Raw genomic sequence first — 15,611 nt, forward strand, 5'->3', positions numbered from 1 at the left:
ATTTCATTCTAACGGATAACACATGTTTTTGTGTACTAAAAACTGCTGGTAACGAAAGTTACCAACAGTAGAAATTATAGAGCCAAAAAAAGAGGCTGACCCAAAAGTCTCTTTGATTTTGTTTTTGAAAATGAGTAGTATTCTATATTTATAGTTTTGGAAATCTCTGTATCCATATACTATTCGTGTAATGAACTTGATTTTATTAATTGATTCTTCTAGCAGTCCGTTAGAAAAAGTGTACCTGAAAGTATTTTTATTCTAGGTAAGTGCTTATCATTTTCTAAAGATTCAGCTAGAAAAGATGTGTGACATTCACGACAAAGGATCCGTTGTTTGTTTAATAAAAGATAGGTTGGATAATGGGCAACACTTATCCACTTTATTAGAGAAGAAATAAATCCACTTTTTTACAATAGAATAGTTTTCATTAGGGAATTGTTCTTTTCTTTTTGTCTCTTTTTTAATTGCTTATTAAATCCCTCAATTAAATTTGTTGCGTAGATGTTCTTTCTGATTGAGAAAGGAAAGTGATGTCTAATAAAACCTCTTCTAAACTGCGATCTTTTAGTTCTTGAAATAATTCTTTCCAAACATAAGCAGATTCAGTTAGATCAATAGTAAATCCCAGAACCTCTTTGATTCCATCTAGTCAAATACCAATCACAATTTAAATAGCTTCTTTTGATACTATTTATACCTTTAAATGAATGTGAGTAGTATTTATTAAAATGACTGAGTATTTAGTATTTATCTTCTAAATACTTTTTTTGAAAGCTAAAACATCCTCAGATACCATTTTACTAGTGTTGGAAATACAATTTGAGTGTATTACAAATGATTTCTTAGTTGTCTAGATTAATTTTACAATCAACGAACTTTAAAGAAGATAGTAAAATAGTAACTGATTCTACAAACATTATTAATAACGGATCACCTGTTTCATCTTTAGAAAGCCTTCTAGGAACATTAGCTAATAATAAAGGTAAAAATTCTCTAGAGGATGCTGAAAGTCATGATACTAATACTCTAAAATTTGATTATAATGGCAATATTGGTAGTAATTTAGATGCTGTATACAACAATAACTATTCACTTGGTCTAACTTTCTCTGTTCCTAAAAAATGGAATTAACTGGTTTTAGAAATGGAGGAAGCTCTATGACAAATCAAATCGATGTCAGAGGTACTATTTGTGACACAACTAATTCTCAGTCAGAAAATAAACCTGCTGAAACATTCTATACATCTTCTCCTACTTTTAAAGTGTATTATCAAGAATTACCAAAGACCAATAGGAATTACTCTTATACTACTTATTATTGTGATTGAATTTCTTGTAATTAATACTTAATCTAAAGAAGATGACAAGATTGATTCAAATATTCTTAGTTAAACAAAAACCCCCTCTGAAATCGACATTTTATTGTCTTAATTTCAGAGAGTTTTTTTATTAGTCGTGCTTTTTAAAAGTAGCATCTACTTATCTGATATTGTATTTTTTATCGGACACTCCGCTGAAGAACAATCACATGTTTTTTCTTTTTTTATACCATACTTATATACGACCCTAGCTACTCCTAAAAATATAATTCCAGCTAAAATAATTGTACCCATACTACCACTCCTATAATATACTGATACCTTCTACGCCAACCAATTTTTCTTTTTTAGGTTTCTTAGTTAGTAATACCATCATACCTATAACCAAAATACATGCTACTATCTGTCCAACACCAAATGTACCTCCTTCAAATAGAAAGTGACCAAATTGATAAACTACTAAACTGACAACATAAGCTAGTATACATTGATAACTTATTGCAAGAGTGGTCCATCTCCAATCATTCATTTCTCGACGTATGGCCCCAATCGCAGCAAAACATGGCGCACATAATAGATTAAATAATAAAAACGAATACCCTGCAACTGGTGTTAAACTAGCACTTAATAATGGCCAATATTCTTTTCCAGTTTCTGAGACTTCTTGCAAGTGACTATACAAAATACCAAACGTTCCTACTACATTTTCTTTAGCAATCAATCCTGTTATCGTTGCAACGGTTGTTCTCCAATTTCCCCATCCAAGTGGTACGAAAATAAATGAAATCATTTGACCTAAAGATGCTAAAATACTTTGATCCGTTTCTACCATTTGTCCTCTAAAGTTAAATGAAGATAAAAGCCAAATCATAACAGAACTCGCAAAAATAATCGTCCCTGCTTTTTTTACAAAAGATTTTGATCGCTCGATCATTTGTCTAAAACTATTTTTAAATCTTGGCATGTGATAATCAGGCAATTCCATAATAAATGGTGCTGTATCTCCACTAAACAATGCTGTTTTCTTTAATATAATACCTGACAAAACAATAGAACCAATTCCCACAAAATAAGCTGATGGTGCAACCCAAGAGCTATGTGGAAAAAAAGCACCTGCAATAAGACCAATAATGGGTAATTTAGCTGAACACGGCATAAAAGTTGTGGTCATAATCGTCATACGGCGATCTTTCTCATTTTCTATTGTTCGACAAGCCATCACTCCTGGAACACCACAACCTGTTGAAATCAACATTGGAATGAATGATTTGCCAGATAAACCAAAGCGTCTAAAAAATCGGTCCATGACAAACGCAATACGTGACATGTATCCACAATCTTCTAGTAAAGATAAACATAAAAATAAGACCATCAACTGTGGCAAAAATCCTAATACCGCACCTACTCCTGCAATAATTCCATCAAGAACAAGGGATTGTAGCCAAGGGGCAATAGCTATCATCTCCATTAACTTGGTGACATTATCTGGAACTATTTCTCCAAATAATACATCATTTACCCAGTCGGTCCCGATAGTCCCAATGGTTTGAATGGATAGATAATAAACTAACCACATCACAAACGCAAAGATAGGTAAAGCTAGCCATCTATTCGTTACTATTTTGTCGATTCGATCACTCATACTTAGTTTGTAATCCATCTCTTTCACACAACACAAACTGACAACTTGACTAATATAATTATATCGTTCATTGATAATAATACTTTCACTATCGTCCCCAATAATTTCTTCTGTCATACTGATAATGTCTTCAATTTCTTTTTTCACGTTATCAGGCATGATGTTTCGTGAACAAACTGTTTGATCTCTTTCAAATAACTTGATACTGTACCATCTTTTTTGATGAATTGGTATACTCTCTGGTAACAATTCGCTAATTTCAGACAAAGCCACTTCTAAGCGATTATCATATAGAGGAAAATCGGGAATTCGTCCATAAACAAATAATTTATCTATTTCTACAAGGGCATCGGTTAACCCTTCTTTTCTGGCAACACTCATTTTTACTACAGGAACCCCTAAAGAGTATGACAATTTTTCTTCATTTAAACGAATCCCTTTTTTCTCAACGACATCCATCATATTTAATGATAGAATCATGGGAATGCCTAATTCTAACAATTGTGTCGTTAAATAAAGATTTCTTTCTAAGTTACTTGCATCAACGATATTTAACATACCTGAAGGGTTACCTTCCAACAGATAATCGCGTGCCACCACTTCTTCTGGTGTATAAGGTGATAAGGAATAAATGCCTGGTAAATCTTGTAACACGATATCTGTATTCTTTTTTAGTTTACCTTCTTTTTTTTCTACTGTCACACCTGGCCAGTTTCCGACTGATTGATTAGATCCTGTTAATTCATTGAATAAACTCGTTTTTCCACTATTAGGATTTCCGACCAAGGCCATTTGTTTTTTTGTCATAGCTACACCTCTTTAACTAAAATTAGTGATGCTTCTTGTTTTCTCAAGCTGAGTTCATATCCTCTAACGGTAATTTCAATCGGATCACCTAAAGGAGCATATTGTTTCACCTGAATAAGTACACCCTTTGTTAATCCCATATCCATCAACCGACGTTTTAGCGCTCCTTTTACAGTAAAATCAACCACTTGTGCATGTTTTCCAATACCAATTTCATCCAATGTTTTAAGATTGGTAGAATTTTTTTCTATATCTTCACTAACTTGGATAAATTCTGCAATAGTATCATCTATTCCTATTTTTGTCCCTTTAAATAGAACAATAAATGGTTGATTTTTTTTATTCGATAATAAAACTATCTCTGTTCCTGGTAACAATCCCAAATTTTTTAAATGTTTTGCATGAGATTCTTGACCATTAAATGCAACAAATTGATAGACTTTATTCATTTGACAATTCTTCAATTTTTTCATTTTTTCACCTACGTCTATTTTTCTCCACTAACCAGAAATGAAAACCATTCTCATTTAATAAACTAATCATACACTCGTCAGGAATGAGCGTCAATCTATATTGTGAAAAAAATCATTTATGTTTTTTTAAAATAATAAGCATACAAAAAATCCTACAACATGACTACTTAAAGCAATCATGTCATAGGATAATAATGAGTTACTCAAACAAACTAGCACCATTTGTTTCAATCACTTTTTCATACCAATAATAACTATCTTTTTTATATCGTTTTAAGCTACCACCCTTTTCATCACGGTCAACATATACAAAACCATAACGTTTTTGATACCCATTTAACCAACTTAATAAATCTGTAAATGACCATGTACAGTACGCAATCACATCACAGCCTTCATCAATCGCTTTAATCACTTCTTTTACGTGTTCTTCTAAGAATGAAATACGATACGGATCATGAATGCTACCATCACTTTCCAATGTATCAAAAGCACCTAATCCATTTTCCGAAATAACAATTGGCAAATTATAGCGACTTGTAATTTCTTTACATGCATAACGTAACCCTTCAGGATCAATCGTCCAATCCCAATCTGTTGTAGCTAAATAAGGATTATTAGCTGTTTTATATACCCCAGGAATACCCGTTTGTTCATTGGTTCCTTTGACACCTGTTGTATTCATTTTCGCATATGGTGTTACACCATCTAAATCATTGTATTCACAAACTGTTGTCTGGTAATAGTTAACACCCATAAAATCAATTAAAGAAGCAGCTTTTTTAAATAAGCTTTCATCTTCTTTTGTGACAGCTGGGGCAACACCTTGTTTTTCTAGATAAGTCATAGCATTTTTAGGATAACGACCATACGCATAAACATCCATCCACCAAAAGTTTTTCAAATTATCAAAGTCAACTTTTGACATAGCGTTATCAGGATTACAATCTAGAGCATAACTGGGACTATAAGCAAAACTTGCCCCAATTTGCCCATCGGGAATAATGTCTTTGAACGCAATAACAGTTTTAGCATGTGCTAAAAAAGCATGGTGATTGACTTGGTAAAATGTTTTTTGATCATCAAATTTTCCTGGTGGATGCATCGCTGTTAACCACCCTAAAGATGTAAAAATATTTTGCTCGTTCATCGTAATCCAATAATTAACTTTTCCTTTAAACTGTTCAAATAAAAATGTTGAGTAGTTAACAAAATCATCGATAACTTGTGAACCTTCCCATCCACCGTATTCATCAACTAGGGCTTGTGGAATATCCCAATGATACAAAGTAATCATTGGCTCAATGCCATATTTTAAGCACTCGTCTACGATATTTTGATAAAATTCAAGTCCTTTTTTATTTACTTCGCCACGTCCTGTTGGAAATATTCTTGTCCAAGCAATAGAGAAACGATAGGTTTTTAATCCCATGTCAGCCATTAATTTAATGTCTTCTTTGTAGCGGTGGTAATGATCCACTGCAGTTTCACCAGTAGATCCCTCAAAAGTTTTTCCTGGAATTTTAACAAATTCGTCCCAGTTTGACACACCTTTTCCATCTTCTAAATGTGCCCCTTCGATTTGATAAGCTGCCGATGCGCTACCCCATAAAAAATCTTTTGGTACTTGATACTTTGTCATATTTTCACCTCATTAAATTATTGTCAATATTTTATCTGATTCATTAACTGAACCAGTTTTATCTACGTTAACTTCTTTAAAATCATTTGAATTAGTAATTACTACAGGGGTTGTTGTATCATAGCCTTTTTCTTTGATTTTTTCTAAATCAAATTTAAGTAACACGTCACCTGTTTTCACTTTATCACCAACATGAACTTGTGGTGAAAAATGTTCGCCATTTAAGTTAACTGTTTCAAGTCCAACATGAATTAATATATCAAATCCTGTTGTTGATTTAAGCCCAATCGCATGCCCTGTTTCAAAAAAGACATCAATCGTCCCATCGCACGGTGCTACGACTTCTCCCTTTTCAGGAATGATGGCTATCCCTTGTCCTAATAGATTATCTGCAAATGTTTTATCATTTACTTTCGCTAATTCAATTGCTTCACCTTGTAAAGGGCTATAAACATCTTTAATTTGATTTAATGGTTCAACCGTTTCTTCTTCTACTTCTTCTTCATAAAAATCGTCTTTAATGTCTTCAAAACCTAATAAATAAGTAGCAATAAATGAAACAGCGATAGTCACACTCATAGTAATTAGTGCGTAAAGGATTGATACACTGTTTCCTTTTTCAATATATTGTGGGAACGTAATAATAGCTGGTGTAGCAATACCATAAGCTTTTAATTGGAACAATCCACCAATAATCCCACCAGTTGCTGCTCCAATACAAGCTCCTAGCATTGGACGTTTTAATCGAACGGTTATCCCATACAAAGCTGGCTCAGTAATCCCTGCAAGTAGCGCAGAAAAAGCTGAAGAACCGGCAACTTGTTTCAAATCTTTATTTTTAGATTTAATCGCAACGGCTAATGATGCCCCACCTTGCGCTAAGTTCGAACATAATTCAGCAATACACATAAAGGCTTCATAACCTGTTGTGGCAATCATGCTTAACTTAATTGGCGTAAAGACATGGTGCATTCCTACCATAACGATAAATGGGTAGACTCCTGCAACTAATCCTATTGCAATAAACCCTAGTTTATCATGGATAAAGTATATCACGTCTGATAAAACATTACCTATAATAGCCCCAATTGGTCCAACAATAACTAAAGCAATTGGTGCTGCAATCAGTAATACTAACATCGGTTTTAAAAAGTTTTTCGTAATAGCTGGTGTAATTTTATCCACGAATGGTTCAATATAAGATAATAACCACACTGTTAAAATAATTGGAATAACGGAATACGCATAGTTTGCATAAGTGACAGGAATAATATTAAAGAATTTAACAGTTTCACCAGCATCTTTTGCTGTATTCATCAAAGTAATAAAATTTGGATGCAACATAATAGCAGCTAGTGTTGCAGCATAATAAGGATTCGTTTTAAATTTAGATGCCGCTGACATACCAATTAAAATTGGCATGAAGAAAAACGCGCCATCTCCAATAACAGATAATAATTGGTAAGTCTGACTACCCTCACTTAACCAACCAAGCATTGGTAAAACAGTCAGAAGAACTTTGATCATCGCCGCACCAATCAATGCCGGAATAACTGGTGCCATACATCCAGAAATGACATCTAATATTTTAGAAAAAATACCTTCATCATTATTTGGCTTAGGTGCATCATCATTGCTATCAGTTTTAAAGTTTCCTAATTTAACAACTTCTTTATAAACAGCACCTACTTCATTTCCTATAATAATTTGATACTGTCCACCTTTTTTCATAATACCAAGAACGCCTTTTATACGTTCTACTTTCGCGTCATCGACAATCGATTCGTCTTTTAAAACAAATCTCAGACGTGTCATACAATGAACCACACTAACAACGTTTTTCTCGCCACCTACTTCTTTTAAAATCTCTGAAGCTACTTTCTGATAATCCATTTTATCAACCTTCCTCACTTGTTATTTTCGCATTTTTTGTAATTTTTTCTATATGTAACAGTAAATACAATTGTTCATCCGAATTTAAATGATAGTGATAGTTTTTAGATAAATAATTATCGATTTTAACCACACACTCATAACTTTCCACATACTTTTCTTTAAATAAATCAAACATATCGTCATTTTCACTCGCGTAAATTTGCTTATCAATAACCCGTTGTGCAAAGAATTTTAAATGTGTCACAAATCGATAGTAATAAATCGATTCTTCATTAAACTCAATCCGAAATGTAAACTTGATAATATTAATAATTTCTTGCATGAGTTTTGACATATCATTAATATCGACTAAATTATCTAATTGTCCGTTTATTAAATGTTGTGCGATATAGGCAGCTTCATCTTCTGAAAATGCCACATCGAACCGTTGATTAACTTCCTTAACACCTAGCATGCCCACTTCAAATTCATCTTTAAATAAGCGTTTGATATCCATCAGCAATGGATTAGCAACCTCAATCCCTTTATTAATACGTTCGACTGCACCATGAAGATGTTCTGTTAAAGAAACATAAATGATATCGTCTATTTTTTTGCCATATTCTTTTTCCATAACAAAAATAAGTCGCTCAGTTATTTCTAAATAATCTTCTGGTATATCTGAAAACACATTTTTAAAGCGATCAATAATCTTAGAATTAATATTTGAAAAGATTTTGTATCGATTACTTGGCTCGACTATTTGACCATTCTTTTTACCAAATGCTATGCCAACACCCATGACAACCACTTCATTCCCTGTATCATCTTGAGAAATGAAGGCATTATTATTTAGTATCTTGATAATTTTAATGACTATCACTTCCTTTCTGAAAAACAAAAAAGCAAAACCTCAAACAAGCCGTCATCTCTATTTAGAGAACACGCCTTCGTCTGAGGTTTTGCCTGCTTGACCAGTTACAATCCTTATTTGACTTCATCATACCATGTGTTTTTATTTGCTTCAACACATTTTTAATACTTTCATACAATATTCAAACATAACTAGCAACAAAAACATAATTAATTTTATTAGCTTCAGTAAATTAAACGTCCCTGATACGATTTGAACGTACGACACCCGTCTTAGGAGGACGGTGCTCTATCCAGCTGAGCTACAGGGACATCAAAGATATTATGATTTTCTCACTTTTATCAGTAAAAGTCTAGTCACAATATCTTGCGTATTAATTTCCACCATCCATCAATTTCTCTGCATATGCAAATACTTTAGAGCCATCCATCAATCCATAATCTGTCATATCTATATTTTTAACCGGAATATCTGAATTATTTAACGCTTGCTTGATATCATTTTTTAAATACCTAACTTGTGGGCCCAAAAGATAGACATCTGTTTGTTCATTTTGAATATCTTTTTCAACTTCTGACGCTGAGATGGCAACAATTTCTACATCTCTATCTTTCATATCCGCTGCGCGTCTCATACGATTCACTAATAAGTTAGTGCTCATTCCTGCTAAACAAACTAATACGATTCGTTTTTTCATGCCTTCCCCCTCATAAAAAAATTATTTCCACTTCGCTCCTTTGTTCTTTTGCTTTTTGGTGCGATTTTTTTTCTTTTTCTTTTTAGGCGTTTCTTGTTTATCACGAATAGTTTCTTCTTTAACAACTGTCGCTTTAACTTTTTCTTCTTTAACCGGCTTAAGCGTTTCTATTTCTTCCTCATCAGAACGTGAATCAGGTTTTTCTGTTAATAATTTTCCATGAGTAGCAAAATACTCTATTCCTGTTTTTCCCACTTCTTTATATAACTTGTTTAACTCTCGTTTCTCCCCATCATTGACTAAACTAATCACTGTTCCTATTTTTCCCATACGTCCCACTCGTCCAGCACGATGTATATAATCAGGAACTGTTTGAGCTAAATCATACTGAATAACGTATTCTAAGTCAGAAAAATCTAATCCTCTTGCACCTAAATCTGTTGTTAAGAGTAGCGACACTTGTCCTGTTTCAAAATCATGAATAGCACGTTTTCTTTCTACTTGGTGCTGATCTGAAGCAAGAGTCTGGTGCTTAATACCTAAATAATTTAATCGCTCAGATACTGCCCCTAACTCACTCACTTGATTAAAAAAGACTAACCCTTTAAATCCCTCTACATGAGCCAATCGACGCAATACTTCAGAACGTTTTCTAACTGGAGTCATAATAAAGCCATGTTGAATGCTTCCTTTAGTATTATCTTCTTCTGTCACATCAATCATACGTAACGCTGTTCTAAATAGCGTATCCATTCTTGGTAATATTTGTTCCCCTGTTGCTGATGTTGCAACAACTTGAGTATCAGCTTGAACACTTTTTATAATACCTTTTGTTGAGTTAAAATCAGCATCACTTAATAAATCATCTACCTCATCCAAGACTAATGTTTGGATTAAATGTGCTTTAATTTTTTTTAGTTTAATTAATTCAAGTACTCGACCTGGCGTCCCAACTAACACTTCAGGACGTTTTTTTAATCGTTCGATTTGTCGCTTAACATTTGCCCCGCCGATAATGGCTTGAACATTTAATTCTAGTCCTTTAGCCCATACTTTTGTGACGTCAGCTACTTGACTTGCTAATTCTTGCGATGGCAAAATAATTAAGAGTTGATTTCCATTTCCTTGAATCACTTTTTGTAGTAACGGCAACAAATAAGCCACCGTTTTTCCTGATCCTGTCGGAGAAATACCTAATACACTTTCACTTTCTAATAACAATGGATATAAGGTACTTTGAATTAATGTTGGTTCCCCGTAGCTCTGTTTATCCCATTCTTTTTGCCAAACTTCTGGCAATAATTCTAACATACTCATACGTTTACCCTCTAATTTCTTTTGCGTCTGCCGCAAATATAATATCTGATTCTTTTCTCATCGTTTCCATCAATCCATGAACATCTTTGGCAAGTTGTACCCAATCTTGGTATATTTTTTGTTGTTTAATGCCCATTGGATTAACCATAATATTTGCAAATGCTCTTGCTTCTTCTAACATCACATCTTCAGATGGCTCTGTTCCAAAATTAATTTCTAACAAGTCATTATTTTCTCGTTTCTTTTGAATGATACTACCAATACTATTGACTGCATCCAAGCATAATGTACTATCGCTTAGATACACTTCTGATGGTAAAAAGCTATCCGCATTTTTTCCAACAGTCATCGTCACATCAAACGTATCATAACGGAAAATCATTGTTCCCAGCCCATCAACACCTGTAGGTAATTTTTGGTTAAAATAGTAGACAGAGTTTGGCTTACCAAACCAAGCTACTGCTGTATAAACTAAGTATACGCCTAAATCCATTAAGGCTCCACCCGAGTATTTAGCAGAAAAAATATTGGGTTCTTCTCCTCGTAAAAGAGCATCATAACGTGATGAATACTTCATAAACGTTAAATTAGCCCCCAGTATATCTTCTCTATTTTTCAAAAACGAAGCAACTCGTTGAAAATTATCTTCATGTATGTGTCTGGCCGCTTCAAAAAAGAACACTTCTTTTTCTTCAGCCAAATCAATTAATTCTTCTAATTCTTCTAGCGTCGAGACTGCTGGCTTTTCAACAATGACATGTTTACCATGTGTCATCAGTAATCTTGCTTGCTCGTAGTGTAAACTATTAGGAGATGCTATATATACTACATCAATGTCTTCTGACTCACTTAACCCTGATAACTCAGTCATAATATGAATAGTCTCTGGATGTTCGTATTTACTAGCAAATTTTTCTGCTTTTCCCTTAGTGCGTGAGTATACTGCACTAAGTTCATACTCTTCACTTTTTATGGCTGCATTAACAAATGCATGGGTAATCCAATTCGTTCCAATAACACCTAGTTTCAACATGACGTATTCCCCTTTATTTTATTTTGTCGTGCGAATCGTTTTAAATCCTTATACTTCGTAGTCAAAAGTATATCATTTTTCCTTCATTTATGTCTGACTAAATTAAAAATAAGAAACCACCTGTACTATAATCATACTGGCTAATAGCAACGACGTCTACTAGTAACGATTGATTATCTGACAAAGTGGTTTGCTTTTTATTCGTCTAAATCTTCTGCAAATTGACTGTTATATAATTTTTCATAAAACCCTTTTTTCGCTAATAAACTCTCATGTGTTCCTTGTTCAATGATTTGTCCTTGGTCCATAACTAAAATTAAATCAGCCTCACGAATCGTGGATAATCTGTGAGCAATCACAAAACTTGTGCGCCCTTCCATTACTTTTTCCATTGCCTTTTGAATAAGGCCCTCTAATCTCGTATCAACTGAACTGGTTGCTTCATCTAAAATTAAAATTTTCGGATCTGAAATTACTGCTCGAGCGATAGTAAGTAGTTGTTTCTGACCTAGCGAAATATTGTCACCTTCTTCGTTAATGGCCATTTCGTAACCACTAGGCATGGTTCGAATGAAGTGGTCTACGTTAGCTGTCTTAGCTGCATCAACTACTTCAAAATCAGTTGCATCTAATTTACCAAACCGAATGTTTTCAGCAATTGTATCGTTATAAAGCCACGCATCTTGTAATACCATTCCAAAGAGTGACCGAACATCACTACGATTCATTTTTTTCGTATCAATGCCATCAATTTTAATCGCTCCATCTGTCACATCGTAAAAACGCATCAACAAATTAATTAAAGTTGTTTTCCCTGCTCCAGTTGGCCCAACAATCGCCACCGTTTGACCGCTTTTAACTGATACACTAAAATTTTGGATTAAAGGACGATCCGGTTGATAACTAAATGATACATTATCAAATTCAACATTACCGTGAAATATATCAGGTAACGGGATATCTGACTCATTTTCAATAGACTCTGGTTCATCTAGTATCATAAATACTCTTTTGGTCGCAGCTGATGCACTTTGTAGCATGGAAGATAACTGAGTGATTTGCCCCATCGGCTGACTGACTTGCCATACATATTGGATAAAGGCTTGTAAATTTCCTAAAAGTAAAGTTCCGGAAATGACATAAAATGATCCTAAAACTGCTACTCCTATATATGCACTGTAAGCTGTTAAATTAACTAATGGCATCATAATACCAGAAATCGCTGCTGCTTTAAAACCATTAGTCGTCAAGCGATTATTGACATCTTTAAAGCTATGAATAGTTTCTTCTTCCTGACCATAAAGTTTCAGTACGTTAAATCCTGTTAAATTTTCTTGAACAAACCCATTCAACTCACCTAATGAATCTTGCTGACGTTTAAAGTAGGGTTGAGACCAACTAACCACTAGTTTAGAAATCACGATTGACATTGGTATAATCAACATAACCAGCAACGCTAACTTTACATTAATGGTTAGCATCGCCACAATAGCCATAGTAATTCCAAGAAGTGCATTAACAATGGCGATTAATCCTTGTTGCAATGCGTTACTTACCGCATCAACATCATTAGTCACACGAGATAAAACATCTCCAAATTGATGTGTATCGAAATAAGAAACTGGTAATCGATTAATCTTTTGTGAGATATCTGTTCGTAAATCTCTCATTGCGTGCTGAACGACTTTTGTCATAAACCATTGAGCAAAAAAACTTGCTAAACTATAAATGAGTCCTATTAAAAATAAGACAATGAGTACGTTTAAAATATATTTGAAATCAAGCGACTCGCCCTTTTTTATATTTTCAGCTATTTTAGTTGTTGGTAAACCCGTTACAAAAGGCATTAAAGCATTCATAATTACTGCAATAACTGCTAAAAATAGTGCTCCAATAAAACCAAACTTATAAGGAGAAATATATTGATACAGTCTTTTTAATTGTTTCAATGAGTGTGTCATTTTAATTCCTCCTCTGTCAATTGTGATGAAGCAATATCATAATAAACTTGACAATTTTTCAATAACTCTTTATGTGTTCCCATGCCAACAACGTCACCTTCATTTAGAACAATAATCTTATCTGCGTGCATGATTGTACTAACTCGTTGTGCAACAATAAGTACAGTTGAGTCGGTTGTTTCTTTTTTCAAGCGTTGACGAAGCATGGCATCTGTTCGATAGTCCAGTGCTGAAAAACTATCATCAAACACATAAATAGCAGGCTTTCTAATGATTGCTCGTGCAATAGCTAGACGTTGTTTTTGTCCCCCTGAGAAGTTAGAACCACCTTCTGTTATAGGTTCTAACAACCCTTGTGGTTTTTGAGAAACAAATTCCGTTGCTTGTGCGATGTCTAGTGCCTCTTTCATTTCTTCTTCTGTTGCCTCTTGCTTACCAAATCGTAAATTATCAGCAATTGTCCCAGAAAAAAGCACTGCTTTTTGAGGGATATAACCAATTTTTTCTCGTAAACTTTTTAATTTATAATCCCTCACGTCTACCCCATCAATTTTTATAGAACCTCGACTCACATCATAAAATCTAGGAATTAATTGGATTAAAGTGGATTTACCGCTACCTGTACTTCCGATAAATGCTACTGTTTCTCCTGGATTAGCTGTAAAACTAACGTCTCGTATGACAGGACTTTCACTATGTCCTGGATAAGCAAAAGATACCTTATCAAATTCAATGACACCTTGTGTTTTTGTTTCTGTGATGCCAGATTGATTATCTTGAATAGCAGGTTCAACATCTAAGACTTCTTGTACACGAGCAGCTGAAATTGCTGCACGTGGGTACATCATGAAAACAGAAGCAAACAACATAAATGAGAATAAGGCATGGAATATATATTCTATAAATGCGATTAAATTTCCCACTTCTAAGCTACCATCATTAATTTGGATACTCCCAAACCAGATAACCAACACCATAATAATATTAAATAGAAAGAAAAATGCTGGTTGAGCTGAAGCCATTAATTTAAATAATTTCATTGAACTTGTTGCATATGCCTTATTCACTTGTTCAAAGCGTTTTTCTTCAAATTTTTCATTAACAAACGCACGAATCACTCTTAATCCAGATAAGTTCTCACGCAATATCAGGTTCATGTTATCAAGATTTTTTTGTTGACGACTTGACAGTGGTTCTGAAAACTTAGCAATCACTAACATGCCTAATATTAAAAATGGTAACCCGATAAACACAAATATAGTTAACGAAGGACTCGTCCTAACAATCATATACAAGCTTGCAATAAACATAATTGGGGTAATAAATCCCATTCTTAAAATCATACCCATAAAATTCATCACTTGAAACGCGTCGTTAGTTGTTCTAGTAATCAGTGACGACATACCAAAATCTTCATATTCTTTATGAGAAAATCGTTGAATATTTTCCATCATATCCTCACGCATATGTTTAATAATTCCCGTATTAAGTTTTGCACCTACCACGGCTAAACTAATATTTAGAATAATACCAACTACTGTTACTAATACCATTTGCCAACCAACTTGTTTCACTACTGACATATCATTATTTGCGACACCCTGATCTAACATCTTAGCTAGTAAAGTTGGCAACCCTAGCTCTATTAAAATAAAGCCAAATACGCACAAAAAATTTAGTAATAATAACTTTTTTTGTTTCATAGCGTAATTCCACATTGTTTTCATTTATACACCCTCTTTTTCATTTAATAGGTATTTAATGCATTTCATTTATCATAACTGATTTTCGGATAAAATGTCAGTGATTTATTGCGAATTATCTTATTTTTTCGATGTAATCGTTATCCTTTTTTTGTCATGATGAATGTTTCTATACAATTATTTGCAATTATGATAAAATAAACCTAATTGTTGGAGTAATATGCTCCAAAATACGACGGTGAAAAAGATAGTGAACATCCGTGGA

General features: G+C 33.7%; 13 protein-coding genes, 1 tRNA gene and 2 pseudogenes. 2 read left to right on the forward strand and 14 right to left on the reverse strand.

Annotated elements, in window-relative coordinates; all coding sequences use genetic code 11:
• Window positions 1-3: 3 nt before the first annotated feature.
• Window positions 4-243: pseudogene (locus DW196_RS11775) on the reverse strand (transposase); the annotation flags it as partial.
• 183 nt (window positions 244-426) lie between these two features.
• Window positions 427-817: pseudogene (locus DW196_RS11610) on the reverse strand (transposase); the annotation flags it as partial.
• 32 nt (window positions 818-849) lie between these two features.
• Here DW196_RS11610 and DW196_RS09080 point away from each other — a divergent pair.
• On the forward strand, window positions 850-1,134 hold the full coding sequence (locus DW196_RS09080; protein ID WP_118251026.1) for a hypothetical protein: 285 nt from the start codon (window positions 850-852) through the stop codon (window positions 1,132-1,134).
• A 26-nt stretch (window positions 1,135-1,160) separates the two neighbouring features.
• The gene (locus tag DW196_RS11390; protein WP_158563562.1) at window positions 1,161-1,331 is read left to right on the forward strand and encodes a hypothetical protein; all 171 of its coding nucleotides are present in this window, start codon (window positions 1,161-1,163) and stop codon (window positions 1,329-1,331) included.
• Between the two features lie 147 nt (window positions 1,332-1,478).
• On the opposite strand, the gene DW196_RS09085 is transcribed toward DW196_RS11390, so the two are convergent.
• From DW196_RS09085 to DW196_RS09140, 12 genes are all read right to left on the reverse strand, one after another.
• Window positions 1,479-1,616, reverse strand: a complete 138-nt coding sequence (locus tag DW196_RS09085) for a FeoB-associated Cys-rich membrane protein (RefSeq protein WP_118251027.1) — start codon at window positions 1,614-1,616, stop codon at window positions 1,479-1,481.
• Window positions 1,617-1,626: 10 nt separating this feature from the next.
• Window positions 1,627-3,771 carry a ferrous iron transport protein B gene (feoB, locus tag DW196_RS09090; RefSeq protein ID WP_118251028.1) on the reverse strand — a complete coding sequence of 715 codons (2,145 nt, stop codon included), beginning with the start codon at window positions 3,769-3,771 and terminating at the stop codon, window positions 1,627-1,629.
• A gap of 2 nt (window positions 3,772-3,773) precedes the next feature.
• Complete coding sequence (locus tag DW196_RS09095) at window positions 3,774-4,244, reverse strand: FeoA family protein (RefSeq protein WP_118251029.1); 471 nt, start codon at window positions 4,242-4,244, stop codon at window positions 3,774-3,776.
• 199 nt (window positions 4,245-4,443) lie between these two features.
• Window positions 4,444-5,886, reverse strand: a complete 1,443-nt coding sequence (locus DW196_RS09100) for a glycoside hydrolase family 1 protein (RefSeq protein WP_118251030.1) — start codon at window positions 5,884-5,886, stop codon at window positions 4,444-4,446.
• Between the two features lie 12 nt (window positions 5,887-5,898).
• Window positions 5,899-7,779, reverse strand: a complete 1,881-nt coding sequence (locus DW196_RS09105; RefSeq protein ID WP_118251031.1) for a beta-glucoside-specific PTS transporter subunit IIABC — start codon at window positions 7,777-7,779, stop codon at window positions 5,899-5,901.
• Window positions 7,780-7,783: 4 nt separating this feature from the next.
• Window positions 7,784-8,662 carry a BglG family transcription antiterminator LicT gene (licT, locus tag DW196_RS09110; RefSeq protein WP_199566569.1) on the reverse strand — a complete coding sequence of 293 codons (879 nt, stop codon included), beginning with the start codon at window positions 8,660-8,662 and terminating at the stop codon, window positions 7,784-7,786.
• A 210-nt stretch (window positions 8,663-8,872) separates the two neighbouring features.
• Window positions 8,873-8,946 (reverse strand) — tRNA-Arg (locus DW196_RS09115).
• A 62-nt stretch (window positions 8,947-9,008) separates the two neighbouring features.
• Window positions 9,009-9,332: a PTS sugar transporter subunit IIB gene (locus DW196_RS09120; protein WP_118251032.1), complete on the reverse strand. Its 324-nt coding sequence runs from the start codon at window positions 9,330-9,332 to the stop codon at window positions 9,009-9,011.
• Window positions 9,333-9,353: 21 nt separating this feature from the next.
• Window positions 9,354-10,649 (reverse strand): DEAD/DEAH box helicase, encoded by a 1,296-nt coding sequence (locus DW196_RS09125; protein ID WP_118251033.1) that lies wholly within the window; start codon window positions 10,647-10,649, stop codon window positions 9,354-9,356.
• A 4-nt stretch (window positions 10,650-10,653) separates the two neighbouring features.
• Window positions 10,654-11,682, reverse strand: coding sequence for a Gfo/Idh/MocA family protein (locus DW196_RS09130; protein ID WP_118251034.1), 1,029 nt, complete (start codon window positions 11,680-11,682; stop codon window positions 10,654-10,656).
• 197 nt (window positions 11,683-11,879) lie between these two features.
• The gene (locus DW196_RS09135) at window positions 11,880-13,643 is read right to left on the reverse strand and encodes an ABC transporter ATP-binding protein (protein WP_118251035.1); all 1,764 of its coding nucleotides are present in this window, start codon (window positions 13,641-13,643) and stop codon (window positions 11,880-11,882) included.
• Window positions 13,640-15,370, reverse strand: coding sequence for an ABC transporter ATP-binding protein (locus DW196_RS09140; protein WP_118251036.1), 1,731 nt, complete (start codon window positions 15,368-15,370; stop codon window positions 13,640-13,642). Before DW196_RS09140 ends, DW196_RS09135 begins: the two co-directional genes overlap by 4 nt.
• Window positions 15,371-15,611: the final 241 nt, after the last annotated feature.

Source organism: Vagococcus sp. AM17-17 (genome assembly GCF_003471765.1).
Classification (GTDB): domain Bacteria; phylum Bacillota; class Bacilli; order Lactobacillales; family Vagococcaceae; genus Vagococcus; species Vagococcus teuberi.

Bases quoted from the DNA above. Each gene is read 5' to 3' on its own strand.
- DW196_RS09135 (WP_118251035.1), bottom strand. From the start codon at position 13,643: ATGACACACTCATTGAAACAATTAAAAAGACTGTATCAATATATTTCT.
- feoB (WP_118251028.1), bottom strand. From the start codon at position 3,771: ATGACAAAAAAACAAATGGCCTTGGTCGGAAATCCTAATAGTGGAAAA.
- DW196_RS09125 (WP_118251033.1), bottom strand. From the start codon at position 10,649: ATGAGTATGTTAGAATTATTGCCAGAAGTTTGGCAAAAAGAATGGGAT.
- DW196_RS09100 (WP_118251030.1), bottom strand. From the start codon at position 5,886: ATGACAAAGTATCAAGTACCAAAAGATTTTTTATGGGGTAGCGCATCG.
- DW196_RS09095 (WP_118251029.1), bottom strand. From the start codon at position 4,244: ATGAAAAAATTGAAGAATTGTCAAATGAATAAAGTCTATCAATTTGTT.
- DW196_RS09085 (WP_118251027.1), bottom strand. From the start codon at position 1,616: ATGGGTACAATTATTTTAGCTGGAATTATATTTTTAGGAGTAGCTAGG.
- DW196_RS09130 (WP_118251034.1), bottom strand. From the start codon at position 11,682: ATGTTGAAACTAGGTGTTATTGGAACGAATTGGATTACCCATGCATTT.
- DW196_RS09120 (WP_118251032.1), bottom strand. From the start codon at position 9,332: ATGAAAAAACGAATCGTATTAGTTTGTTTAGCAGGAATGAGCACTAAC.
- DW196_RS11390 (WP_158563562.1), top strand. From the start codon at position 1,161: ATGACAAATCAAATCGATGTCAGAGGTACTATTTGTGACACAACTAAT.
- DW196_RS09105 (WP_118251031.1), bottom strand. From the start codon at position 7,779: ATGGATTATCAGAAAGTAGCTTCAGAGATTTTAAAAGAAGTAGGTGGC.
- DW196_RS09140 (WP_118251036.1), bottom strand. From the start codon at position 15,370: ATGAAAACAATGTGGAATTACGCTATGAAACAAAAAAAGTTATTATTA.